Raw genomic sequence first — 25,898 nt, 5'->3', positions numbered from 1 at the left:
CTCTAAACTTCAATTTTAATTAGCAATGATAAGGCTAAACATTCTCAATGTTATCTTTGTCAGAAGTTTGACTTTTTTCATTGAAATCGTCGCTTAAATGCGATGTGACCACAATCAAGCAAAAACTATGCCTATAGCTAAATTTAAGCGCTAAACCAGCAAATTGGCATAAATTACTGTGTTACAATTTGCGAAAATGGTTTTACTGTCGCTTTAAAACACTGATTAACAGTGAACTCTAATAATAAATCCCACTAGGGAAAGCATTCATAAAACAAGGCAGGGTTATGTCGAGCATTCTTGATTCAGTTAATAAACGTACCCAACTGGTAGGCCAAAATAGACTGGAGTTACTGCTTTTTAAACTTAATGGTCGCCAACGTTTCGGTATCAACGTTTTTAAAGTAAAAGAAGTATTACAGTGTCCGCCACTGACAAAGTTACCCCGTTTAAGCCCAATGATTAAAGGCATTGCTCACATTCGGGGCTCGACTATTTCAGTGATTGATTTAAGTGCGGCAACCGGTGGCCGTCCGTTGGCATCGACTGAAAATTGCTTCATCATTATTGCTGAGTATAACCGCAGTATTCAGGGCTTTTTGGTTAGCTCAGTAGAGCGCATTATTAATATGAATTGGGAATCAATTATGCCACCGCCACAAGGGGCTGGGCGCAACTCTTATTTAACTGCAGTAACCGAAATCGAAGGTGAATTGGTTGAGATTTTAGATGTTGAAAAAATTCTTGATGAAATATCACCAGTAAAAACGGAATTAAGCCAAGCTGCCAGTGATGCTATTACCATTGATAAAGAGCAGCATTACCATATTATGGTGATTGATGACTCTGCAGTTGCTCGTAAGCAAATTATCCGTTCATTATCGTCATTGAACCTGCAAATTGACACCGCTATTGATGGTAAAGATGCCTTAGAGAAATTAAAAGCGATTGCCACTGAGATGGATAATGTTGCCGATGAAATTCCACTGATTATTTCAGACATTGAAATGCCAGAAATGGATGGCTATACCTTAACGGCGGAAATTCGCGACGATCCAAAACTTAAAGATATTAAAGTGGTGCTGCATACTTCATTAAGTGGCGTGTTTAATCAGGCCATGGTTGAAAAGGTCGGCGCAAACGACTTTATCGCTAAGTTTAATCCCGATGAGTTAGCGTCAGCGGTCAACAAACATCTCATTTTATAATAATTCAATCGAAAACCTAGGGCTGATGATTCACCATAGGTTGTAGATTTCACGTTTGTTACCAAGCGCTCGGTAACCAAACAAAGCGGCGGCTTTAGATTGCAAACAATGTAAAGCGCCTCTTTAAAATAGGATGTAAAAGTGCCGAACAAATCACTTGCTGAAGCAGAATATAATCAGTTTAAGCTTTTTTTAGAGCAACACAGTGGCATTGTATTAGGTGACAACAAGCAATATTTAGTAAAAAGTCGCTTAGCGCCTTTAATGGGCAAGCATGATTTGCCCTCATTATCGGAAGTGGTTAAGCGCTCAATGAAGCCAATGGAGCGGCATTTACGGGCGGAAGTGATTGACGCTATGACCACAAATGAAACTCTGTGGTTTAGAGACAAATACCCGTTTGAATTACTTCATGATGCTTTATTACCTGAATATAGCCGCTTAGGTCGGCCGTTAAAAATATGGTCAGCCGCTTGCTCGTCAGGGCAGGAGCCCTATTCATTGGCAATGACTATTTTAGAGTATCAGCAGCGTAAGCCGGGGGCATTGCCTGGTAGCGCGACGATCCAAGCCACCGATTTATCACCTTCAATGCTAGCGCGTTGTAAAAAGGCCGAATATGACAGCTTAGCCTTAGCCCGTGGGCTATCAGATGAGCGAAAGCGACAATTTTTTGATCCAATGCCGTCAGGTCATATGAAAGTGAAAGATAATGTTCAGCGGTTAGTGAATTTTAGAAGTCATAACCTGCTTGAAAGTTATAGCTTATTGGGTAAGTTCGATATTATCTTTTGTCGTAATGTGTTGATTTATTTTTCTCCAGAGGCAAAAGCTAAAATTTTGCGGCAATTTGCTGCCGCCCTTAATCCCAATGGGATTTTATTTTTAGGGGCGTCAGAATCTATCTCAGGCTTATCTGATGAATTTACGATGGTGCGTTGTAACCCAGGGATTTACTATCAAAAGAAAAATATATTGTAAGTTTATGAATTAATATGTTTTTAGTTAATAAAATGCCGACTTACGTCGGCATTTTTCATTTTTATCCTTTCTCATCTTAAAACCGCAATATTTTGGCATAAGGTTTGCTTTGTTAGTGACAGTTAGCTGATGGAGGCAATTTTATGGCGATTAATTTTGAAAATGGTTTAGGGGTACATCAATACTCGTTGGGCATACGTGCTCAAAGGGCTGAAGTGCTATCTAGTAATATCGCCAATGCCAATACCCCGGGTTACAAAGCCCGTGATGTAGACTTTGCCTCTGCCATGAATAGCGCCCGCTCTCATCAGCAAGGGCTGCAAATGAGTCAAACAACTGACAAGCACTTTGACCTTAAAGCGTTAAGCCAAGAGCATGTGCAGTTTCGGGTGCCAAATCAGCCAGACACAGGTGACGGTAATACGGTGGATATGCAAGAAGAGCAATCTGCATTTATGCAAAACTCTTTGGAATATCAAATGTCACTGGGCTTTCTTGAAAGTAAGTTTTCTGGCATGCGTAAAGCCATTAGAGGTGATTAATTATGAGTCTTTTTAATATTTTTAATGTGTCAGGTTCGGGTATGTCTGCGCAATCGGTGCGCTTAAATACCACCGCCAGTAATATTGCTAATGCCAACACAGTATCAAGCAGTGTCGGTGAGACCTATAGAGCTCGTCATCCTATTTTTGAGGCTGAAATGGCCAAAGCCAGTCATCAGCAAAATAGTTCTCATAGTGTCAGTGTTAAAGGCGTTGTAGAAAGCGATAAACCGTTATTAAAAGAATTCTCACCTAATCATCCAATGGCTGATAACGATGGGTTTATTTATAAACCCAATGTCAATGTGATGGAAGAAATGGCCGATATGATTTCTGCTTCTCGGTCATATCAAATGAATGTTCAAGTGGCTGATGCCGCCAAATCAATGTTGCAGCAAACGCTTCGTATGGGTAAGTAATATGAATTTAGTTGGAGGTAAACAATGAGCCTCGTTAATCCTTACAGTAGTCAGTCATTACCGCAGTTGCAGACGTCTACCACGGCTTCCACCGTCTCCACTAATTCAGTGGCGACAAACTCACAAACTACACAGGTATCAGACAGTAGCTTTTTAGATAGCCTAACTGCTGCGCAATCAGCTAGCACCACCGAAACTGGTGAAGCTAAAAGCCAAGAGCTAACCCAATCGGATTTCTTTGCGCTTTTGAGTCAACAGCTGTCAATGCAGGACCCGTTTAAACCTGTTGAAAACGATCAGATGATCGCACAAATGGCGTCCTTCGCGACCGTTGATGGTATTGCCAACTTAAATGCTGAAATTTTGAATTTGAACAGTGTGATGAGCTCAAGTCAGGCATTACAAGCCTCGGGCTTAGTGGGGCAAAAGGTGCTCATTCCATCAGATATTGGCCATGTCTCAGAAGAAAACCCAGTCATTAACGGTGTCATTAGTACGCCACAGCCAATCGATACCATTACCGTCACCATTGAAGACGAGTCAGGCCAAGTGGTTAAAACCTTTGAGGTTGATGGCTCTGCAGGCGGCAACATTGATGTCAGCTGGGATGGCCTTGATAAAGATGGCGAACCCGTAGAAGAAGGCATGTATGCCATTAAAGCTAACGGTAAAGTTGATGGCAACGCCGAAGATTTAGCGGTTTCAACTTATGCCCATGTCACTAGTGTGTCTTTAGGCAGTGTCGCCAGCGGTCCGATCCTTAACCTCAGAGGCCTAGGTGGTATTCAATTGTCTGATGTACTGGCAGTGGCAGAAAGTTAATAACACAAACAATAATAAGCTGCCAGAAATCTGGCAGCCACACAGAACCTAATTTAAAGCGCTAAGAGGTGATTTATGTCGTTTAATATTGCATTGAGTGGTATCGCAGCTGCTCAAAAAGATCTCAACACCACGGCTAATAACATTGCCAACGTCAATACCATTGGTTTTAAAGAGTCTCGCGCTGAATTTGCCGATGTTTATGCTAATTCAATTTTTTCAAATGGTAATACCGCAGTGGGCGGCGGCGCAACCACAACTCACGTAGCGCAACAGTTTCAGCAAGGTAGCTTACTGTTTACCAACAACTCCTTAGATATGGCTATTAGTGGCGGTGGTTTCTTTGTTACTTCATCTGAAGCGGGCAGCCAAGATCATGCATTCACCCGTGCAGGTGCATTTAAAGTAAACTCAGAAAGTTTTATGACAGATTCAGCCGGTAACTATTTACAGGGTTTCCCTGTGGATGATAAAGGTAATTCGACCTCGGTCAGTTTAACCACCACTCAACCGATTAAAATCCCCGATACTGCAGGTAGCCCTGTGAAAACTGGTAATGTGGGTTTTCAAATGAACCTCAATGTTGGTGATGAAGAACTTGATCCCGCAAAGTTTGATCCAGAAGACCCTGATACATTTAATAACTCAACCTCAGTGACGATTTATGATTCACTTGGTGAATCCCGCATCATGACCACTTATTTTGTCAAGCCAGAAGGCGGTTCCCATACTGGTGAGAATAACTGGGTTGCCTTTTATGCTGTTGATGGTAAGCAAGTGGATATTGATGCACCAACGGGTGGTACATATAAAACAGATACCACTGATGATGGTATTGCTGATTCAACTGGTACCGCTGAAACCGCAGGCGGTTGGAAGGGATCGGTACTTACATTTAATGATGCCGGAACTTATACAGGATCTGATCCTGCGGTAGTGTCTACGGTTGAACTAGGTAGTAATGGCGCAGGTGTTATCGGCACCGGCGCTGACGGCTCGCAAAAGGTGAACATCGATTTTAATAATCCTACTCAATACGCCTCACCGTTTGAAGTGACAGAGTTAACCCAAGATGGCACCACAGTCGGGCGCTTAACCAATGTCGGTGTCGGCGATGACGGTTTAGTAACAGCCAGTTACAGTAACGGTTCAACCGTGCCATTAGCTCGGGTAGCATTAGTACGCTTTTCTAATGAGCAAGGCTTAACTCAAGTAGGTAATACCTCTTGGAAAGCCAGCTTAGACTCAGGCCCAGCACTAGCAGGTGAGGCCAATAGCGGCACTTTTGGTAGTATTCGCTCGTCAGCACTTGAGCAATCAAATGTTGATTTAACCACCGAGCTGGTGGATTTGATTTCAGCTCAACGTAACTTCCAAGCCAACTCACGTACCCTTGAAGTGAACAATACCCTTAACCAAACGGTATTGCAGATCCGCTAATTAATCTCGCGCTTTAGTAAACTCGCGCTTTAGTAAACTCGCGCTTTAGTAAACTCGCGCTTTAGTAAAGAGTTGCCGCCATGGCAACTCTTTGCCTTATTGTTCACCTCATTCTTCACCTCGTAACTACAGCCATTAACCTGCCCAATATTGCTTATCTTGTAAATTTCCCCGCTGTTTATAACTGCAAATTTCATCTAAAACTCAAACCCTTAATTTTTTGGCACGTTGATTGCTAGTTCTGTGTATATCTTTTGTTATGAAGAAAGTTTGACGGAGCGGTAAATGGACAAATTACTTTATGTTGCCATGAGCGGCGCTAAGCAGAATATGAATGCTTTGGCGGTGCGAGCCAACAATTTAGCTAATGTGAATACTGACGGCTTTAGAGCTGATTTGGTTCAAGCACGCTCTATGCAAGCTTTTGGCGAAGGTTTACCGACTCGTGTTTTTGCAATGACAGAAAGCCCCGGGCATAACTTTGACTCAGGCCCACTTAAAACCACAGGTCGTGATTTAGATATTGCCGTTAAAGATAAAGGCTGGATAGCTGTGCAAGCTGCTGATGGCGGTGAAGCCTATACCCGTTCAGGCAGTCTAAATTTTGACACTACCGGCTTACTCACTAATGCGCGTGGCAATCCGATTATGGGGGAGGCTGGGCCAATTGTGCTGCCACTGCCGGTTGAAAAAGTGCAAATCTCCCCTGACGGTATTATCTCGGTTAGACCCCAAGGCGCCACAGCCGACATAGTCGAAGAAGTTGCGCGGATTAAATTGGTTAACCCCAACAACGCCGACATGATGCGCGGTGAGGATGGCTTGTTTCGTTTAACCACAGGGCAAAACATCCCTAATGATCCCAATGTTCAAGTTGAAAGTGGCGCAGTTGAAGGCAGTAATGTCAATGCGGTATCTGAAATGGTGGCGCTAATTGATATTCAGCGCCAATACGAAATGCAAGTGAAGATGATGAAAAACGCCGAAGATCTTGATCGCGCCTCGTCAGCTTTAATGAGAATTAGTTAGGAGTAATTATTATGCATCCTGCTTTATGGATCAGTAAAACCGGCCTAGATGCCCAACAAACCGACATTTCGGTTATTTCTAACAACGTGGCCAACGCCAGTACCATTGGCTATAAAAAAAGCCGCGCAGTGTTTGAAGATTTGCTTTATCAAACCGTTAACCAAGCGGGCGGCGTCAGTGCTGATAACACCAAACTACCTAATGGCTTAAACCTCGGTGCGGGTACCAAAGTGGTTGCCACGCAAAAGATGTTTACCCAAGGCAATATGTTAACCACAGACAATGCCTTAGATCTAATGATTGAAGGTCCAGGCTTTTTTGAAGTTGAAATGCCAGATGGCACCGCAGCTTATACCCGTAACGGCCAATTTAGCCTAGATGAAAATGGCCAAATTGTGACCCCAGGTTCGGGTTATGTCATCCAGCCTGCCATCACCATTCCTGATGATGCCACTTCAATCACAGTGTCATCTGAAGGTGAAGTTTCAGTGAAACTTTCAGGTGCTACAGAAAATACCGTCATTGGTCAGTTAGCCATGAGCGACTTTATTAATCCATCAGGGTTAGACCCACTAGGGCAAAACCTTTACACCGAAACCGGTGCCAGTGGCACGCCGATTCAGGGCACGGCTTCATTGGATGGTTTAGGGGCTATTCGTCAAGGGGCGCTTGAAACGTCAAACGTTAACGTGACTGAAGAACTGGTTAACTTGATCCAAAGTCAACGTAATTACGAAATGAACTCGAAAGTGATATCAGCTGTTGATCAGATGATGTCTTACGTAACACAGAACTTATAAGCTTTGATGATAAGAGAGGGGATGATGAATAAGGTTTTAGTCTTAGCATCAGCATTTGTGATGCTGGGTTGCAGCTCAACTCAGCAAAAACCCATAGCCGATGATCCATTTTATGCGCCTGTTTACCCAGAAGCGCCGCCAACCCAAATGGTGTCAACGGGTTCAATTTACATGGATCATCAATCATCCAGTTTGTACTCGGATATTCGTGCCCACAAAGTGGGTGACATTATTACCGTATTGCTTAATGAGTCGACCCAAGCGAAGAAAAGTGCCAATAACGAAATTAAAAGAGGCTCTGATTTAAGCGTCGATCCGGTTTATGCTGGTGGCAGCAATCTGTCGATTAAAGGAATACCGCTAGATTTTCGTTATTCAGATGACATGAATACCAAGCGTGAGTCAGATGCCGATCAGTCAAACAGTTTAGACGGCAGCATCTCAGCCAATGTCATGCAAGTGCTTAACAATGGCAATTTAGTTATTCGCGGCGAAAAGTGGATTTCAATTAATAATGGTGATGAGTTTATTCGCGTTACTGGCATGGTACGTAGTCAAGATATCACTCCTGATAATACCGTTGAATCCACCCGTGTTGCCAATGCTCGGATTCAATATAGCGGTACCGGCACTTTTGCCGATGTCCAAAAAGTGGGTTGGTTAAGCTCCTTCTTTATGGGCCAATGGTGGCCTTTCTAAGGAGTTAACCATGAAAATCAAATCCCTCATTTTATTATTGCTCAGCATGGTGTTGCTGTCACAGCCAATTCAAGCCCAGCGCATTAAAGATATTGCCAATGTCCAAGGGGTGCGAAGTAACCAATTAATTGGTTATGGCTTAGTGGTGGGGTTACCCGGCACAGGTGAAAAAACCCGTTATACCGAACAAACCTTTAGAACCATGCTAAAAAACTTCGGCATTAATTTAGCCGATAATGTTAACCCTAAAACCAAAAATGCCGCTGTGGTAGCCGTGCATGCAGAAATGCCTGCCTTTATTAAGCCCGGTCAAAATCTTGACATCACGGTATCAAGTATTGGTGAAGCAAAAAGCTTACGTGGCGGCACCTTGCTGCAAACCTTCTTAAAAGGGGTTGATGGTAATGTTTACGCCATTGCCCAAGGCACCTTGGTGGTCAGTGGCTTTAGCGCAGAAGGTCAAGACGGTTCACGGGTGATACAAAATACTCCTACCGTTGGGCGTATTCCTAGCGGCGCTATTGTGGAGCGCAGCGTGATGTCACCTTTTGCCAGTGGCGATCACCTCACCTTTAACTTGCGCCGTGCAGATTTTTCAACCGCCAAAAACATGGAACAAGCCATTAATGATTTGCTTGGCCCCGGTATGGCAAGGGCGCTTGATGCTACCTCGGTGCAAGTGAGTGCGCCTCGTGATGCATCCCAAAGAGTGTCATTTTTATCGACCCTTGAAAACATTCAAGTTGATATGGCCGATGAGTCAGCCAAAGTGATAGTCAATTCGCGTACAGGCACCATAGTGGTGGGGCAAAATGTACGCTTAATGCCAGCAGCTGTGACCCATGGTGGCTTAACCGTCACCATTGCTGAAGCGACCCAAGTATCACAACCTAATCCGTTTTCGGATGGTCAAACGGTTGTTACAACCGATAGCACCATAGATGTTGCCCAAGACGATAGCCGAATGTTTTTATTTGACCCTGGCACCTCGCTCGATGAGCTAGTCAGAGCGGTAAATTTGGTGGGCGCTGCCCCTTCAGATGTACTGGCAATATTAGAAGCGTTAAAGATGGCAGGCGCTTTGCATGGAGAGCTTATCATCATCTAAAAATTGTCGGTATGACTATGGAAAAGCTGTCAAATTCATCGAACTATCTGGATCTAGGGGGACTAGATTCATTACGTTCCAAGGCCCAGAAAGACGAGAAGGCGGCATTACAAGAAGTCGCCAAACAGTTTGAAGGGATATTTATTCAAATGCTGATGAAAAGTATGCGTGAAGCTAACGCAGTCTTTAAATCAGACAGCCCGATGAACAGTGAAACCACCGAATTTTTTGAAAACATGCGCGATCAACAAATGTCGGTGGATTTATCAAACAAAGGTATGTTGGGCATCGCAGACATGATGGTGCAGCAACTTTCTCCCCAAGAAAGCGGTTTTACCCCAGCCTCAGTGCTGCGCGGTAATATTGACGCTAACAGTGCACAGTCATTAGTTAACTCTACGAATAAGCCGGTAGATTTTCTTAGCACAGTGGTGAGTGCAAATTCTGCCCCTGAGCGCTCAGAGGCTGATCAGTCAATGTTTAACCACACAATGCCTAATCACTCAATGTCTGATCACTCAACTGTTAATATCTCAACTGCGAACGCTGCAATGGCTAAGCCGATAATTGATAGCCAAGAATTAGATCAAGTTTTGGCTGGTGATCGTGTTGCCACTAGTGGCAATAGCTTGCCGCAATCGATGGCACCAACGCCGAATCAGTTTGACAGCCCGCAACATTTTGTCTCAGTGCTTTATCCCCATGCTGAAAAGGCCGCGAAACAGCTTGGCACCACCCCTGAAGTATTACTGGCGCAATCGGCATTAGAAACTGGCTGGGGTCAAAAAATGATCCGTCGTGATGACGGCACAGCCAGCAACAACTTGTTTAATATCAAAGCCGACAGACGCTGGGACGGCGATAAAACCTCAGTCAGCACCTTAGAGTTTGAGCAAGGGGTGGCAGTAAAACAACAAGCAGACTTCAGAATGTACGACAACGTTGAACAAAGCTTTAATGACTTTGTGTCATTCATCTCCAATGGCGAGCGCTACCAAGAAGCCAAAAAAGTGGCAGCACAGCCCGCCAAATTTATTCATGCCCTACAACAAGCAGGTTACGCAACTGATCCTCAATACGCCAATAAAGTGTTGAAAGTCATGGAGTCAGTAACCAATGGACTTAAGTCCGTATTACCAAAAGAGACTAACTAATGGCTATCGATTTATTAAACATTGCCCGTTCAGGTGTTATGGCAGCCCAATCGCAAATGGGCGTCACCAGTAATAACATTGCCAATGCCAATACCGTGGGCTATCACCGCCAAGTGGCAGAGCAGTCGTCATTAGGGTCCCAACAAATCGGTAGTAGCTTTTATGGTACAGGTACTTACGTATCTGATGTGAAAAGGGTTTATAACGAATATGCCGCAAGAGAGCTGCGCATTGGCCAAACCTCCATGAGTGGTGCTGAAACCCGTTACAGCAAAATGAACGAAATGGATCAGCTGTTCTCGCAAATTGGCGCCATGGTGCCAGCCAGTTTAAATGACTTTTTTACCAGCATTAATAATGTTGGCGATTTACCGACAGATCTCGGTATGCGTAACAACATGCTTAGCTCTGCCGGGCAAGTGGCTAACAGCCTTAATCAAATGCAAAGCCACCTTGACTCGCAAATGAAGCAAACCAATGCGCAAATCGGCGCGGTTGCTGATCGCATTAATGAGATCAGTACTGAGCTTGCCAACATCAACCTCGAGATCATGAAGTCGCCAGGGGCTGACAGCCAATTATTAGACCGACAAGATGCGCTGATTTTAGAGCTAAGCGAATATTCTGAAGTTAATGTTATCCCGCTAGATAATGGCGCTAAAAGCGTCATGCTCGGCGGCTCAGTGATGCTAGTGTCCGGTGAAGTGGCGATGCAAGTCGGCACCACTACAGGCGATCCCTTTTCGAATGAGCCAAGGCTAACCACATCAACCGGTAATAGCACGTTAGTGATTGACGGCTCTAAATTAGGTGGCCAATTAGGCGAGTTATTTAACTTTCGTGATCAAACCTTAATTCCAGCCTCTCAAGAGCTAGGGCAACTGGCCTTAGGCGTGGCAGATGCCTTTAACCAAATGCAGCAAAATGGTTTTGACCTAGACGGCAATATTGGCAGCAATATTTTTACTGATATTAACGACCCCAGCATGGCCGCAGGTCGAGTCGGTGCCTACAGTACCAACACTGGTGACGCCAATCTGAAAGTTAATATTGACGATGTAGGCCAATTAACCGGCAGCGCATACGAATTATCTTTCACTGCGCCAAACACCTATGAGCTTAAAGACACCCAAACAGGCAAAGTTGAGCCACTAACCCTTAATGGCAATCAGCTTGAAGGCGGCAATGGTTTTAGTATTGAAATTGATGCTGGCAGTTTTGCTGATGGCGACCGTTTTGAAATTAGACCTAATGCGGGCGCTGCAGCAGGGCTCAATGTGGCAATGACAGATCCAAGAGGCATAGCTGCAGCTGGGCCTAATATCTCAGCTGACTCAGGCAACTCAGGTAACACCAGTGTAAAGCTCACAGACATTGACCGAACTCATACCAGCTTCCCTGAAACGGGTAGTGAGCTTACCGTCAAAATTGATACCGCTAAAAATACTTTTCAAGTACTGGATGCCAATGGCGCCATAGTCGGCGCTGAAAAATCCTTTACCCCACCACAAATTGACACCGGCTTTGGTTTTAGTTTTGAAATTAACGACTCATCTTCAGCGGGGGTCACTGACAGCTATAGCTTTGATTTGTCCTTTGCCGAAGGCGACAACAGTAATGCGGTTGCTATGGCGCAATTGGCCGATGCCAACATTATGAATAATGGCTCAACCACCTTAACCGGGGTGTTTGAAGGCACCAAACTGGATATCGGCAGCAAAACGCAAGCTGCAGCGGTGAGCTTGGCCTCAAATGATGCCATGTATCAGCAAGCCTATAACCGAGTGCAAAGCGAGTCTGGGGTAAATTTAGATGAAGAAGCGGCCAATTTAATGCGCTTTCAGCAATCGTATCAAGCTTCAGCTCGCATCATGACAACTGCCCAGCAGATGTTTGACTCATTACTTAGCTCAGTTCGCTAGGAGAATTAATTATGCGAATTTCAACGGCGCAAATGTTTCAGCAAAACAGCTACAGCATAGCCAAAGGCCAATCTGAGACCAGCAAAACCCTCCTGCAATTAGCCACAGGAAAAAAAATTAATACCGCCGGTGATGACCCCGTGGCCGCCATTGGTATCGATAAGTTAAACCAGCAAAATAACTTGGTTGATCAATATGTCAAAAATATTGACTACGCTAAAAATCGATTAGGTGTTACAGAATCTAAAATAGGTAGCACTGAAACGCTTATCGATAGCATGCGACAACAATTACAAAAAGGTGCCAACGGCAGTTTATCGCAAAGCGAGCGGCAAATGATTGCCGATGAAATGAAAGTCAGCCTTGAAGAGTTACTTTCCATCGCCAATTCTAAAGACGAATCAGGAAATTATTTATTTTCAGGCAATAAAACCAGCTCAGTACCGTTTGCTTTTGATAACAATGGCGACATTGTTTATAGCGGCGACTCAGGTGTAAGGCAAAGTGTGGTGGCATCAGGGGTAACTATTGGTGCCAATGTTCCAGGTGATAGCATCTTTATGAATGCACCCAATCCTTTGGGCGATTATGGCGTCAATTATCTGTCATCTCAGCAAGGCGATTTTGTAGTTGATAGTGCCAAAATTGTTGATCAGTCAACCTATGTAGAAGATACCTATAGCTTTAATTTTGTAGCTAATGGTTCAAATGTTGATCTGGAAATTGAAGATGCTAACGGGAATATAGTCAAGACAGTGGCCAATTTTGATCCAAGTGTTCCTGTTAAATTTAATGGTATAGAAGTTGAAATATCAGGAACCCCAGCGGCTGGCGACAGTTTTACCATGGCGCCTCAATCAACAGTGAGCATTTTAGATGAGCTAAATAGCGCTATCGCCCTGCTAGAAAGCCCTGACGGCGCCAATTCTCCCCAAGGAAAATCAAAGTTGGCACAGCTATTGAATAATATTGATAGTGGTCAAAATCAAGTCAGTACGGCAAGAAGTATTGCTGGTAATAGTTTAAAAGGGCTTGAGAGTATCTCGACGAATCATGCTGAAGAGAAAATTGTTAATGATAGTGCGCTGTCTATGCTTGAAGACTTGGATTATGCCGAGGCTATTATAGAGTTTGAAAAACAGCAGCTTGCACTTAATGCAGTATCCAGTGTTTTTAGCAAAGTCGGCACTATGTCTTTATTTGATTATATCTAGTAAGAGTTTTCAGATTAATTACATAACAAACCTAACGTTAAATTGTAAATTTAGCCAAGCTCCAAAGTCTTGGCAACAAAACTAAGAATGAGGATTTATCTATGGCTATTACAGTAAATACCAACGTAACATCAATGAAAGCGCAAAAGAACTTAAGTGCTTCAACGCAAGGGCTTGCTACCTCGATGGAGCGTTTATCATCAGGTCTTCGCATTAACAGTGCTAAAGATGATGCGGCAGGTTTAGCGATTTCAAACCGTTTGGACTCACAAGTTCGTGGTCTGGATGTGGGTATGCGAAATGCCAATGATGCCATTTCTATCGCGCAGATTTCTGAAGGTGCGATGCAAGAGCAAACTAACATGCTACAACGTATGCGTGATTTGACCATTCAATCCGAAAACGGTGCAAACAGTACTCAAGATCTCAAAGCAATTAAAGCTGAAATGGACGAATTAGCATCTGAAATTAGTGAAATTGGTAAAAATACCGCTTTTGGTGAGACTAAGTTATTAGATGGCAGTTTCGGCACTGGTAAATCTTTCCAAGTAGGCCATCAGTCTAACGAGAAAATTACCATTAGTGTCCAAACATCTAATGCAACTTCTCTATCAGTTTCTAGCCTAAGTAATTCTACAGCGGCTTCGCGTTCGACGGCACTAGATAAAATTGATAAAGCAATCGCAACCATTGATAGCCAGCGCGCAGACTTAGGTGCAAAACAAAACCGCTTAGCGCACAACATTGCTAACAGTGCAAATACTCAGGCGAACGTTGCCGATGCTAAGAGTCGCATTGTTGATGTTGATTTCGCGAAAGAAACAGCTGCAATGACCAAGAACCAAGTATTACAACAAACTGGCAGTTCAATGCTTGCGCAAGCGAACCAGCTTCCTCAGGTCGCGCTATCTTTATTGGGTTAATCCTCATCCAATAATAATGTCAAATTATGCAATAAAAAACCGCAATTGATAAATTTATTGCGGTTTTGTTGTTTAGGCTTTATGACAAACCGTACCAGACATCTAGTAATAGATTTGAAGCTGCTCTAAATAAAATATTATATTTGTGTAAAAAAAAACCTAAAGAATAAAAACATACTGCCGTTACAGTATTTGTAACCCAATAGACCCGCCTGGCGACACTAGACAGGCAATGTTTTAAAGCCAGGTATAAAGAGGAATCAAATTATGGCTATTACTGTAAATACAAACGTAACGTCAATGAAAGCACAAAAGAACCTTAACTCGTCAACTAATGGTCTTGCTACCTCAATGGAGCGTTTGTCTTCAGGTTTACGTATTAATAGTGCAAAAGATGATGCTGCTGGTTTAGCAATTTCAAACCGTTTGGACTCACAAGTTCGTGGTCTGGAAGTGGGTATGCGTAATGCTAACGATGCCATTTCAATCGCACAAATTTCTGAAGGTGCAATGCAAGAGCAAACAAACATGCTTCAGCGTATGCGTGACCTAACGGTACAATCAGAAAACGGTGCCAACAGTACCGCTGATTTAACAGCAATTAAAGCAGAAATGACCGAATTAGCGACTGAAATTACTGAAATTGGTAAAAATACCGCTTTTGGTGAGACTAAGTTATTAGATGGCAGTTTCGGCACTGGTAAATCTTTCCAAGTAGGCCATCAGTCTAGCGAGAAAATTACCATTAGTGTCCAAACATCTAATGCAACTTCTCTATCAGTTTCTGGCCTAAGTAATTCTACAGCGGCTTCGCGTTCGACGGCACTAGATAAAATTGATAAAGCAATCGCAACCATTGATAGCCAGCGCGCAGACTTAGGTGCAAAACAAAACCGCTTAGCGCACAACATTGCTAACAGTGCAAATACTCAGGCGAACGTTGCCGATGCTAAGAGTCGTATTGTTGATGTTGATTTCGCGAAAGAAACGGCTGCAATGACTAAGAACCAAGTTCTACAGCAAACAGGTTCTTCTATGTTGGCGCAAGCGAACCAACTGCCGCAAATAGCATTATCTCTTCTTTAATCGAAAACTAAGCTAAAGTTCGATTAAAAACGATTTAAAGAAGGGAGATTCTACTAGAATCTCCCTTTTTTTTAATCAAATTGTTTTTTTGTGGGGGTATAATATGACCATGGAACTGAATTTTACTGGACCTCAAAATGTAGTCTCTGATCATCTTGGTACTCAGCGACTAGTTGAAAATAATATTAAAGATAAAGAAGACAAGCTTAAAGTGTCTGAATTAACTAAAGCTGAATCGCTAACCGAAGAAGTAGCAAAAGAAAAACCTAAAGATGTTGAGGTTGCTGAGTTGGTTGATGAACTCAATAGTATGGTATCGCTAATGCGTAAAGGCTTAGCCTTTAAAATTGATGATGAATCCGGTAAGCAAATCGTCAATGTGCTGGACCTTGATTCTGGTGATATTATTCGGCAAATTCCCAATCAAGAAGCATTAGAATTATCGCAAAAACTAGCAGAAGTGGCAGGTTTTTTGCTTAAAACTGAGGCGTAAGTCAAAATTAGCTAGTAGCATTTTAGGAGTACATCATGGCATTAACAGCAACCGGTATCGGATCTGGATTAGATATTAACACGATTGTTGGGGTATTGGTTGATGCTGAAAAGCTGCCTAAAGAAGCCTTATTTGATAAAACGGAACAAACCATTGAATCAAAAGTTTCAGGTATTGGTACTTTAAAAAGTAAGTTAGCCACGTTCCAAGATGCTCTCGAGAAATTGACCGATCCAGACTCTTTGAATATCAGGAAGGTTTCAACGGGTGACAGCATTTACTTTGGCGCTTCAGCCGATAAAACGGCGCAAACTGGCAACTATCAAATTCAAGTGGAGCAATTAGCTTCCTCACATAAAATTGCCGGAACGAATGTTGCTGATGCAACGTCTGCCATTGGTGAAGGTAGCCTCGATTTATCGGTAAATGGCGAAGCATTTTCAGTTGATATTGAAGATACCGATAGCCTTGAAGATATCGCTAATAAAATTAATAGTGCTGATGACAACTCAGGTATTACAGCCACCATCATTAAAAGTGATGCAGGTAGTCGGTTGGTATTTAGTTCTGATGAAACTGGAACTGATAATGAAGTTTCTGTTATTGCAAATGATACAGCAGGTTCCGGTTTAAATGACATGTTTGGCTCTGGCAATTTGACCACATTAAGTGATGCAAAAAATTCAATAGTCTACATTGATGGGCAAAAGGTCACATCACAATCTAATGAAGTTAAAGATGCCATAGTGGGAGTGACTTTATCATTGACTGAAGCTGATATGAGTAAAACCTCGACGCTCAGAATTGAGCAAGATGATGAATCAGTTAAAGAGAATATTCAAGGGTTTGTCGATGCTTATAACAGTTTAATTGACTCTGTTAGTGACCTTTCTAAGTATGATGTAGAGAATGAAGAAGCCGCTGCACTGCAAGGTGACTCAATGATCCGCTCTATTGAATCTCAAATGCGCAGTGCTATCAGTAATCGGGTGGATGTTGGTGGGACAACCGTTGCTTTATATGACATAGGCATTGAAACCGACCGCTATGGGAAGTTATCTATTAATGACGACAAACTGGATAAAGCCATCAATGATGATATGGGTTTAATTGAAGGTCTGTTTGCTAGCCCTGACATTGGGCTTGCCAATCGATTAGATACCATGGTCGAAGGCTATGTTAAAACCGGCGGATTAATTGACACCCGAAATAACAGTTTAACCAGCGAAAAAAGCCGTCTTGATGATCAAAGAGATGCTTTTAGCTTAAAAATGGATTTGTTAGAAGCTAGGCTATTTAAACAATTTAATGCAATGGATTTAGTTGTGGCTAATTTAAATCAGCAAAGCTCTGGTTTAATAAATAGCTTAGGTTCATTACCAGGCGTTGTGCCACAATCATAGAGTTTTATAATTGGCTTAGCTAGGAGTTACATTGCTTACAAATATTAATCACTTAGTTGATGAAACACTCATTCAACTGGAAAGCTTACCTTCTGAAGATGTGCAATCAGACGAGCTGGTACTAAAATTGCAAGAATTGGTACAGAGGCGTCAAATTTTACTTGATGAGATTAAAGCTAAAGACATTGCAGCTGGAGAGGTTGAATCTGCAAGAGCTATTTTGAATGCGCAATTACTAATAACTCAGGCATTTCAAGCAAGAGCTTATAAGATACTTACGCATATTCAATCTTTACTTAATCTCAAAAAGAAAAATAAGCGCCAGATAAATCTATATCAATCCGTTGATGCAAATAAGTAAAAGGTGGTTCCTATGAGAGGATCAATACAGTCTTATCGTAAAGTCTCTTTAGATAGTGAGATAGCAGTTGCTTCTCCGCACAGAATTATACAAATGATGTTTGACGGCGCATTACTGCGTTTGGCTCAAAGTCGCTATGCTATTGAAAATAATGATACTGCAAGTAAAGGCGTGTTCATCAATAAAGCTATTGGGATCATTAATGGTTTAAATGGCAGCTTAAATATGGATGATACAGATTCTGTAGCAAGCAATTTAGCTGAACTGTATGATTTTATGCTTCGCCGAATAACTGAAGCTAATTTGAATAATGATGTAGCAGCTATTGACGATGTTACTTCAATCCTCAGAACCATTAAAGAAGGTTGGGATGCTATTCCACAGGACATGCATCATATGACTTCAGAAGCCAGTTAAGCTGTGACGTAAAAAAACAGGCGCTTTTAGCGCCTTTTGTTTGTTTCATGATGGCTAACTTAGTAACAGTTTGTTTGCATCTGTTTACTAAATCATCTGTTAATTTATTAAATCAATGAGATGCTGTAATTTTGTGGTTTGTCACTTGATTCTCACTGGCTGATAATACAATATTCATTTTATAAAAACGTTTAAACTATATTGCGCAGATGTCCGTGTTTACACTATGTGTAACCAAAGCGTATAGGTAGGATGTTGTATTAATGTATTTGTGGTAAGTTTGTCACCAAATATTTATCCATATTGCATATAATAATCACAATCAAGTCGCACTTCCGTTTTATCTCGTATAGCGTGATAATGGCTGTGAAATAATAATAACTCGAGCTTTGGCCTTCTTAATGATGCAAATAGAACAACGAATATTAATTGTTGCTGACCCTTCTGAGCGTGTCTCTCGTCTTTGTTGTATTTTTGATTTTTTAGATGAAAAGTATCATCTAATTACTAAAGACGATCTTGCCTCATTAACCGCAGACTGTCGTTATCGGGCGTTAGTGCTTGATACCCAATCAGTCACGGCTGAGTTTATTAAAAGCGTGAAGTCATCAATGCCTTGGCAGCCAGTGCTATTATCAGGTGAAAGTAACCTTAATGGTGGCAACGTATTAGGCACCATTGCTGAGCCAATAAGCTACCCGCAATTGACCGAATTACTGCATTTTTGTCAAGTCTATGGCCAAGCTAAACAGCCGCAAACACCCACCAGCGCTAACCAAACTAAACTATTCAGAAGTTTAGTGGGCCGCAGTGAAGGTATTGCCAATGTCAGACACCTTATTAGCCAAGTGGCCAGCTCTGACGCAACCGTGCTGGTACTGGGTCAGTCTGGCACCGGTAAAGAAGTGGTAGCCCGTAATATTCATTACATGTCTGATCGCCGCGATGGACCATTTATCCCGGTCAACTGTGGTGCTATTCCGCCTGAGTTATTAGAAAGTGAACTATTTGGCCATGAAAAGGGCTCATTTACTGGGGCGATTTCAACCCGTAAAGGCCGCTTTGAATTAGCTGAAAATGGCACGCTGTTTCTTGATGAAATCGGCGACATGCCACTGCAAATGCAAGTAAAGTTACTGCGGGTATTGCAAGAAAAAGTATTCGAACGTGTCGGTGGTTCTAAAACCATCAATACCGATGTACGCATTGTTGCGGCCACTCACCGTGACTTAGAAACCATGATCAGCGAAAATGAATTTCGAGAAGATTTATATTATCGTTTGAATGTGTTTCCAATAGAAATGCCTTCATTAAGTGAGCGCAGTGATGATGTGCCATTATTATTGCAAGAGCTTGTGAGCCGTGTTTTTAACGAAGGCCGCGGTAAAATCCGCTTTACCCAGCGCGCAATCGAATCATTAAAGGCCCATAATTGGTCTGGTAATGTCCGCGAACTGTCGAATTTAGTCGAGCGTTTAACGATTTTATTCCCTGGTGGCTTGGTTGATGTGAATGACTTACCAAGAAAATATCGTTATATCGATGTGCCAGAATATTGTGTTGAAGTCAGTGAAGAGCAGCAAGAGCGTGATGCATTAGCATCTATCTTCAGTGATGAGGAACCCATAGAGCTACCTGATACCCGCTTTCCAAGTGAATTACCGCCTGAAGGGGTAAACCTTAAGGATTTATTGGCAGAGCTTGAAATTGACATGATCCGCCAAGCGTTAGAGCAACAAGATAACGTGGTTGCCAGAGCCGCTGAAATGTTAGGCATACGCCGAACCACCTTGGTTGAAAAAATGCGTAAGTACGGTATGGGTAAAGATTAATCAAGCTCTTACCGACAGTAACTTACAGCTAAATAACAAATAGACAAAACGAGTAAAAAGCATGCATTAGGGCATGCTTTTTGCTTTTGCGCCGTTAAAAACTTTAAACTGGCATACCAAATGCATTGGTAGTACAAAGTTATTATTTTGACGGAGTGACCATGTATTCAGCGCAATCACTAGTAGAACAGCCGCAGTATTGTGATAGCTACAAACTAGCCGAGCCTGCAGCAATTGTCAGCGAGGCGCCAGCAGCGCCAATTACACTGCGTCAATCAGTGAACCTCGATCTGCAAGCTGAAACATCACGTCCGCAAAAGGCAGCTAATATGTCTAATCAAATGGCGCATATTCTTCAAGCTATGCCTTCAGGTGTAGTGATTATCAATGGTGACGGTATTGTGACCTTGGCCAACCCAGTCGCAACTGACTTATTAGGCCGGCCGCTGCAAGGGGCCAAGTGGTTTGACATTATTAACCGCGCTTTTTCACCCCAAGATGATGACGGTTATGAAGTGTCACTAAAAGATGGCCGCCGAGTAAAGCTGGCGATTACTCCGCTGTCGCCAGAGCCTGGGCAGTTAATTGTGTTAACTGACTTAACTGAAACCCGCTTATTACAGAAAAACCTCTCTCATTTACAGCGCTTATCAGCACTGGGCAAAATGGTGGCAACCTTGGCGCATCAGGTCAGAACGCCGTTATCGGCCGCGATGTTATATGCATCAAACCTTGCTAGCCCTAAATTAAATGATACGGCTAAAAAGCGTTTTCAAGGCAAGTTAGTCGATAGGCTTAATGAGCTAGAGCGTCAAGTTAATGACATGCTACTGATGGCAAGAAACAAACAAGATGGCGCCGCAGAGTCGACATCTACTGCAGATATTATTGAGCCTGTGCTGGCAAATTGTGAGCCCATTGTTGAAAACAAACAGTGTAAATTACACTTTATTGATCAAACCGATAAACACATTATGGCTAACACGAATGCCTTAAGCTCGGCGATTAACAATCTGGTGATGAACAGCCTAGAGGCCAATGCCACAGAAATTCAGATTGTGACTGGCGAAGATGAACACGGCATTAATATTGATGTGATTGATAACGGTAAGGGTTTATCAAAAGAGATGCAGCAACAAGTATTGGAGCCTTTTTTTACCACTAAAAGCCAAGGGACAGGCCTAGGCTTAGCGGTAGTGCAAACCGTGGTGAGAAATCATGGCGGCAGATTACAGGTGACATCGCAGCCGCACAAAGGCAGCTTAATTCGACTATCATTTCCTATGGCTAAAGACACGGAACAAGCCAAAAAAATAGTGGAGGGATCCCATGAGTGAAGCCAAGTTACTGTTAGTTGAAGATGATGCTGCGCTGCGTGAAGCCTTACTTGATACCTTGATGTTAGCCCAATATGACTGCGTTGATGTGGGCTCTGCAGAAGAGGCCATTATTGCCATGAAAACCACGACGTTTGATATGGTTATCAGTGATGTGCAAATGGAAGGTATTGGCGGGCTAGGGCTATTAAACTATTTACAGCAAAACCATAGTAAAGTCCCCATTTTATTAATGACCGCTTTTGCCACCATTGACAGTGCGGTTAGCGCCATAAAACTTGGTGCGGCGGATTATCTGGCTAAACCTTTTGCGCCTGAAGTGTTGTTAAATCAGGTATCTCGCTACTTACCCCTTAAACAAAATTTAGGTCAACCTGTGGTCGCCGATGACAAAAGCTTGGCGCTACTGAATATTGCCCAGCGGGTGGCAAGCTCTGATGCCTCAGTGATGATCATGGGGCCAAGTGGATCGGGCAAAGAAGTGCTAGCACGTTATATTCATCAAAACAGCCCTCGAGCAGAAAAACCTTTTATCGCCATTAATTGCGCAGCAATACCTGAAAATATGCTTGAAGCCACCTTATTTGGCTATGAAAAAGGCGCTTTTACAGGCGCTTATCAGGCATGCCCTGGAAAATTTGAACAGGCTCAAGGCGGCACCATATTGCTTGATGAAATTTCTGAGATGGAGCTAGGGCTGCAAGCCAAATTGTTGCGAGTACTGCAAGAGCGTGAAGTTGAGCGTTTAGGTGGCCGTAAAACCATAGCCCTTGATGTGAGGGTACTTGCCACTTCAAACCGTGATTTAAAGTCCATGGCAACATCGGGCGCATTTCGAGAAGATTTATATTACCGCATTAATGTATTTCCACTAACCTGGCCGGCATTAAACCAACGACCGGCTGATATTTTACCCTTAGCAAGGCACTTGCTGGTTAAGCATGCTAAGGCATTTAATGTCTCACCAGTGCCAGAGTTAGATGAGATAGCTTGTCGTCGTTTATTGGCTTATCGCTGGCCAGGTAATGTCCGTGAGCTGGATAATGTTATTCAGCGCACCTTGATACTGAATAATGGCGAGGAGATAACTGGCGCGGATATTATTCTTGAAGCTGAAGATGTTACTTTGAGCCCCAATGAGCAACCCGTGGCCGCTGCTGAAACGGATGGGCTTGGGGGCGAACTGCAGGCTCAAGAGCATGTGATTATTTTGGAAACCTTAAATCTATGTAATGGTAGCCGTAAAGACGTAGCTGAGAAGCTGGGAATTAGCGCCAGAACATTGCGCTATAAAATGGCTAAAATGCGTGACTTGGGTATTCAAGTCCCTGCTTAAATATCGACGTTTAGTTCATTTTTATACTTAACTCTAAATTCTAAAATATTAGCTTAACCGCTTTGATGTTACTAAAGCGGTTCTATTTTGTGTGTTTTTCACCCTTTCAAGTTGTTTTTAAGCTCTTTTCATGGGCTTAAGTGTATTTAAGCTATTGTTGGCATCCTACTTGCTAATTCTATTGTAACTGTTTTTAAGTCGTCAAATATCCGACGAATGGAGTTTACAATGCAGATTAGTTCAAATCCTTTTTTACAAGAAATGCAATCCTTAAAGGGTGAGATTTCGCCTAATCTTGGCTTACCTATTCAAGCGGATATGATTCAAAAAGTCGGTAATACTTCTGGTGCTGACTTTGGCCAATTGTTATCTCAAGCGGTTGGTGGCGTGGCTGATTTACAATCAAACTCAGCTAATTTAGCCACCCGATTAGAGATGGGCGATAGCACTGTGACCTTATCTGATACCGTGATTGCCCGTGAAAAAGCCGGGGTTGCATTTGAAGCAACGGTGCAAGTGAGAAACAAACTTGTAGAAGCGTATAAAGAAATTATGAGTATGCCTGTTTAGGCTTTTGTTAATAGTATTGTTGTTGATATTCTGGTATTGAAGTAGGTAAATATTGTGAGCACAGATCTAGTATTAGATTCAGATAAAGTCGATAGCACAGGGATTCAGCAGGAAAATAAACCTGGCTTGAAAAGCTCGTTTGGTAGTGCTGACTTTATGCGTCAAATCACTATGATATTGGCTTTAGCTGTATGTCTTGTGCTGGCAGTATTTATGATTATTTGGGCGCAAGAGCCTGAATATAGGCCGTTAGGGCAAATGGAAACTGCTGAAATGATCCAAGTATTGGACGTTTTAGATAAGAATAAAATTGCCTATAAAATCTCCGGCGATGTAGTCAGTATTCCTGAAAACAAATATCAAAATGTCAAACTGCTGCTGGGCCGTGCAGGCGTTGAAGCCAGTAGTCAACCAACCGATTATTTAAGCCAAGACAGCGGTTTTGGTGTTAGTCAGCGCATGGAGCAAGCCCGCCTTAAACAAAGCCAAGAAGTTAATTTAGCCAGAGTGGTAGAAGAGCTAAAAAGTATTAGCCGCGCCAAAGTGATATTAGCTATTCCCAAAGAAAATGTGTTTGCCCGTAATAAATCTAAACCTAGCGCTACCGTAGTTGTGAGCGTTCGTCGTGGTAGCCTTGGCCAAGAAGAAATTGACTCTATCGTTGATATTGTCGCCTCAGCAGTACAAGGCTTAGAGCCAAGCCGGGTGACAGTGACCGATTCAAATGGCCGCCTGCTAAATTCAGGTAGCCAAGATGGCGCCTCCTCAAGAGCCCGCCGCGAGCTTGAATTAGTGCAGCATCAAGAAGCAGAATATCGTAACAAAATCGATTCGATATTAATGCCTATTCTAGGCCCTGAAAACTTCACTTCTCAAGTGGATGTCAACATGGACTTCACCGCGATTGAGCAAACCGCGAAACGATTTTCGCCTGATTTACCCGCTGTACGCAGTGAAATGACCATAGAGCGTAATTCAAGCGGTCAATCAATGGGTGGCATTCCTGGGGCATTAACCAATCAGCCTCCTATGGATTCAGATATTCCACAAGAAGCAGGCGCAGAGCAAACTACAGCGGTTAATGGCAATAGCCATCGAGAAGCAACCCGTAATTTTGAACTTGATACCACCATCAGCCATACCCGCCAGCAAGTGGGTGTGGTGCGCAGAGTCAGTGTGTCGGTGGCCATTGATTATAAACCGGGACCAGCTGATGAAAGTGGCATAGTGACCCGCATTCCGCGCACCGAACAAGAGCTAACCAATATTCGTCGCTTACTTGAAGGGGCGATGGGCTTTACCAGTCAACGTGGTGATAGCTTAGAAGTGGTCACAGTACCGTTTATGAACCAGCTTATTGAAGAGCTGCCCGCCGCTGAAATGTGGGAGCAGCCTTGGTTTTGGCGCGCGGTGAGATTGGTGTTAGGGGCGTTTTTAGTCTTAGTGCTGATTTTGTTTGTGATTCGCCCTATGTTAAATCGTTTGTTTAATAACGACGAAGTCGAGATGCCCGAAGAGCCGCGCTTAGGTCATGAATTGGCTGAGATTGAAGATCAGTATGCCGCCGATACCTTGGGTATGCTCAATAGCCAACAAGCAGATTATAGCTATGCCGATGATGGCTCGATTCAAATACCAAACCTGCATAAAGATGATGATATGATTAAGTCGATTAGGGCATTAGTGGCTAATGAACCTGAACTTTCTACCCAAGTAATTAAGAGTTGGTTACAAGAAGATGGCAAATAATACCCTGGCAGCACCCGTAGGCGAACAGGCTAGTCTTGAAGAGCTGAGTGGCATTGATAAAACTGCTATTTTGTTACTGAGCTTAAGTGAAGCAGATGCCGCCTCAATCTTAAAGCACTTAGAGCCAAAACAAGTGCAAAAAGTCGGTATGGCCATGGCCGCCATGCAAGACTTTGGTCAAGAGAAAGTCATTGGGGTGCATAAGCTGTTTTTGGAAGAGATTCAGAAGTTTTCTTCCATTGGTTTTAACAGTGAAGAGTTTGTCCGCAAAGCATTAACTGCGGCCCTAGGTGAAGACAAAGCCGGTAATTTGATTGAACAAATTATTATGGGCAGTGGCGCTAAAGGCTTAGATTCGCTTAAGTGGATGGATGCACGCCAAGTGGCGACCATTATTCAAAACGAGCATCCACAAATCCAAACTATTGTTTTATCTTATTTAGAACCTGATCAAGCGGCTGAAATCTTCAGTCAGTTCCCTGAAAATACCCGTTTAGATTTAATGATGCGCATTGCTAACTTAGAAGAAGTTCAACCAGCAGCTTTGCAAGAATTAAACGACATCATGGAAAAACAATTTGCCGGACAAGGCGGCGCACAAGCTGCGAAAATGGGCGGCTTGAAAGCGGCGGCCAATATCATGAACTTCCTTGATACGGGTGTTGAAGGCCAGATCATGGAAACCATGCGTGAATCTGATGAAGAAATGGCGCAGCAAATTCAAGATCTGATGTTTGTGTTTGAAAACTTAATTGATGTAGATGATCGCGGTATTCAAGCTTTGCTGCGTGAAGTTCAACAAGATGTGCTAATGAAAGCATTAAAAGGTGCTGATGATCAGTTATCTGACAAAATTATTGGTAATATGTCTAAGCGAGCAGGTGAGCTATTACGTGATGATCTTGAAGCCATGGGGCCGATAAGGATCAGTGAAGTGGAAATTGCTCAAAAAGAGATCCTTGCGATTGCGCGTCGATTAAGTGACAGCGGCGAAATTATGCTCGGTGGCGGCGGTGGTGATGAGTTCCTATAGTCCGATTTAAGCCGATTTTA

Annotated in this window: 25 protein-coding genes; all 25 read left to right on the top strand. The window is 42.9% G+C overall.

From position 1 onward, the window contains the following. Positions 1 to 287 precede the first annotated feature (287 nt). The 25 genes from Q4591_RS05280 (at position 288) to fliG (ending at position 25,878) form a co-directional block, all read left to right on the top strand. Positions 288 to 1,208, top strand: coding sequence for a chemotaxis protein CheV (locus Q4591_RS05280; RefSeq protein ID WP_102440676.1), 921 nt, complete (start codon positions 288 to 290; stop codon positions 1,206 to 1,208). Positions 1,209 to 1,349: 141 nt separating this feature from the next. Then, complete coding sequence (locus Q4591_RS05275; RefSeq protein WP_102519869.1) at positions 1,350 to 2,189, top strand: protein-glutamate O-methyltransferase CheR; 840 nt, start codon at positions 1,350 to 1,352, stop codon at positions 2,187 to 2,189. Positions 2,190 to 2,332: 143 nt separating this feature from the next. Continuing rightward, positions 2,333 to 2,731, top strand: a complete 399-nt coding sequence (gene flgB, locus Q4591_RS05270) for a flagellar basal body rod protein FlgB (RefSeq protein WP_076540181.1) — start codon at positions 2,333 to 2,335, stop codon at positions 2,729 to 2,731. Positions 2,732 to 2,733: 2 nt separating this feature from the next. Next, entirely contained in the window at positions 2,734 to 3,150 is a 417-nt protein-coding gene (gene flgC, locus Q4591_RS05265; protein WP_102439333.1) for a flagellar basal body rod protein FlgC, read from the top strand. Between the two features lie 24 nt (positions 3,151 to 3,174). Then, on the top strand, positions 3,175 to 3,972 hold the full coding sequence (gene flgD / locus Q4591_RS05260) for a flagellar hook assembly protein FlgD (RefSeq protein ID WP_303459765.1): 798 nt from the start codon (positions 3,175 to 3,177) through the stop codon (positions 3,970 to 3,972). Between the two features lie 75 nt (positions 3,973 to 4,047). Further along, positions 4,048 to 5,412, top strand: coding sequence for a flagellar hook protein FlgE (gene flgE, locus Q4591_RS05255; RefSeq protein WP_303459763.1), 1,365 nt, complete (start codon positions 4,048 to 4,050; stop codon positions 5,410 to 5,412). Between the two features lie 285 nt (positions 5,413 to 5,697). Then, positions 5,698 to 6,441 (top strand): flagellar basal-body rod protein FlgF, encoded by a 744-nt coding sequence (gene flgF / locus Q4591_RS05250; protein ID WP_076540191.1) that lies wholly within the window; start codon positions 5,698 to 5,700, stop codon positions 6,439 to 6,441. Positions 6,442 to 6,452: 11 nt separating this feature from the next. Next, positions 6,453 to 7,241 (top strand): flagellar basal-body rod protein FlgG, encoded by a 789-nt coding sequence (gene flgG, locus Q4591_RS05245; RefSeq protein WP_102439330.1) that lies wholly within the window; start codon positions 6,453 to 6,455, stop codon positions 7,239 to 7,241. A 24-nt stretch (positions 7,242 to 7,265) separates the two neighbouring features. Further along, complete coding sequence (gene flgH, locus Q4591_RS05240; protein ID WP_102439334.1) at positions 7,266 to 7,940, top strand: flagellar basal body L-ring protein FlgH; 675 nt, start codon at positions 7,266 to 7,268, stop codon at positions 7,938 to 7,940. Between the two features lie 10 nt (positions 7,941 to 7,950). Next, the gene (locus Q4591_RS05235) at positions 7,951 to 9,048 is read left to right on the top strand and encodes a flagellar basal body P-ring protein FlgI (protein ID WP_102439329.1); all 1,098 of its coding nucleotides are present in this window, start codon (positions 7,951 to 7,953) and stop codon (positions 9,046 to 9,048) included. A 17-nt stretch (positions 9,049 to 9,065) separates the two neighbouring features. After that, complete coding sequence (gene flgJ, locus Q4591_RS05230; RefSeq protein ID WP_102475410.1) at positions 9,066 to 10,202, top strand: flagellar assembly peptidoglycan hydrolase FlgJ; 1,137 nt, start codon at positions 9,066 to 9,068, stop codon at positions 10,200 to 10,202. Further along, on the top strand, positions 10,202 to 12,124 hold the full coding sequence (gene flgK, locus Q4591_RS05225) for a flagellar hook-associated protein FlgK (protein ID WP_303459759.1): 1,923 nt from the start codon (positions 10,202 to 10,204) through the stop codon (positions 12,122 to 12,124). Before flgJ ends, flgK begins: the two co-directional genes overlap by 1 nt. An 11-nt stretch (positions 12,125 to 12,135) precedes the next feature. Beyond that, a complete protein-coding gene (gene flgL / locus Q4591_RS05220; protein WP_303459756.1) occupies positions 12,136 to 13,338 on the top strand; it encodes a flagellar hook-associated protein FlgL in 1,203 nt (400 codons plus the stop codon). A 101-nt stretch (positions 13,339 to 13,439) separates the two neighbouring features. Further along, a complete protein-coding gene (locus tag Q4591_RS05215) occupies positions 13,440 to 14,261 on the top strand; it encodes a flagellin (RefSeq protein WP_303459754.1) in 822 nt (273 codons plus the stop codon). Positions 14,262 to 14,528: 267 nt separating this feature from the next. Further along, positions 14,529 to 15,347, top strand: a complete 819-nt coding sequence (locus Q4591_RS05210) for a flagellin (RefSeq protein ID WP_303459752.1) — start codon at positions 14,529 to 14,531, stop codon at positions 15,345 to 15,347. A 103-nt stretch (positions 15,348 to 15,450) separates the two neighbouring features. Beyond that, complete coding sequence (locus Q4591_RS05205; protein WP_303459750.1) at positions 15,451 to 15,840, top strand: flagellar protein FlaG; 390 nt, start codon at positions 15,451 to 15,453, stop codon at positions 15,838 to 15,840. Positions 15,841 to 15,875: 35 nt separating this feature from the next. Beyond that, entirely contained in the window at positions 15,876 to 17,243 is a 1,368-nt protein-coding gene (fliD, locus tag Q4591_RS05200) for a flagellar filament capping protein FliD (protein WP_303459747.1), read from the top strand. 31 nt (positions 17,244 to 17,274) lie between these two features. Then, the gene (locus Q4591_RS05195) at positions 17,275 to 17,604 is read left to right on the top strand and encodes a hypothetical protein (protein ID WP_303459743.1); all 330 of its coding nucleotides are present in this window, start codon (positions 17,275 to 17,277) and stop codon (positions 17,602 to 17,604) included. Between the two features lie 12 nt (positions 17,605 to 17,616). Continuing rightward, a complete protein-coding gene (gene fliS, locus Q4591_RS05190) occupies positions 17,617 to 18,021 on the top strand; it encodes a flagellar export chaperone FliS (protein WP_303459741.1) in 405 nt (134 codons plus the stop codon). Positions 18,022 to 18,422: 401 nt separating this feature from the next. Then, positions 18,423 to 19,853: a sigma-54 dependent transcriptional regulator gene (locus Q4591_RS05185; protein ID WP_102439483.1), complete on the top strand. Its 1,431-nt coding sequence runs from the start codon at positions 18,423 to 18,425 to the stop codon at positions 19,851 to 19,853. A 161-nt stretch (positions 19,854 to 20,014) separates the two neighbouring features. Continuing rightward, on the top strand, positions 20,015 to 21,190 hold the full coding sequence (locus Q4591_RS05180; RefSeq protein WP_102439484.1) for a PAS domain-containing sensor histidine kinase: 1,176 nt from the start codon (positions 20,015 to 20,017) through the stop codon (positions 21,188 to 21,190). Further along, complete coding sequence (locus Q4591_RS05175; protein ID WP_102439485.1) at positions 21,183 to 22,526, top strand: sigma-54 dependent transcriptional regulator; 1,344 nt, start codon at positions 21,183 to 21,185, stop codon at positions 22,524 to 22,526. Before Q4591_RS05180 ends, Q4591_RS05175 begins: the two co-directional genes overlap by 8 nt. Positions 22,527 to 22,754: 228 nt before the next feature. Next, a complete protein-coding gene (gene fliE, locus Q4591_RS05170) occupies positions 22,755 to 23,096 on the top strand; it encodes a flagellar hook-basal body complex protein FliE (protein WP_102439486.1) in 342 nt (113 codons plus the stop codon). 54 nt (positions 23,097 to 23,150) lie between these two features. After that, positions 23,151 to 24,845: a flagellar basal-body MS-ring/collar protein FliF gene (gene fliF, locus Q4591_RS05165; protein ID WP_303459738.1), complete on the top strand. Its 1,695-nt coding sequence runs from the start codon at positions 23,151 to 23,153 to the stop codon at positions 24,843 to 24,845. Then, positions 24,835 to 25,878 (top strand): flagellar motor switch protein FliG, encoded by a 1,044-nt coding sequence (fliG, locus tag Q4591_RS05160; RefSeq protein ID WP_303459735.1) that lies wholly within the window; start codon positions 24,835 to 24,837, stop codon positions 25,876 to 25,878. The genes fliF and fliG overlap by 11 nt, the downstream gene beginning before the upstream one ends. Positions 25,879 to 25,898 lie beyond the last annotated feature (20 nt).

The organism is Shewanella sp. 3_MG-2023 (assembly GCF_030548765.1).
Classification (GTDB): domain Bacteria; phylum Pseudomonadota; class Gammaproteobacteria; order Enterobacterales; family Shewanellaceae; genus Shewanella.
Note: the sequence above shows the minus strand (reverse complement) of the source record. Positions and strands in the feature narration are given on the sequence as shown.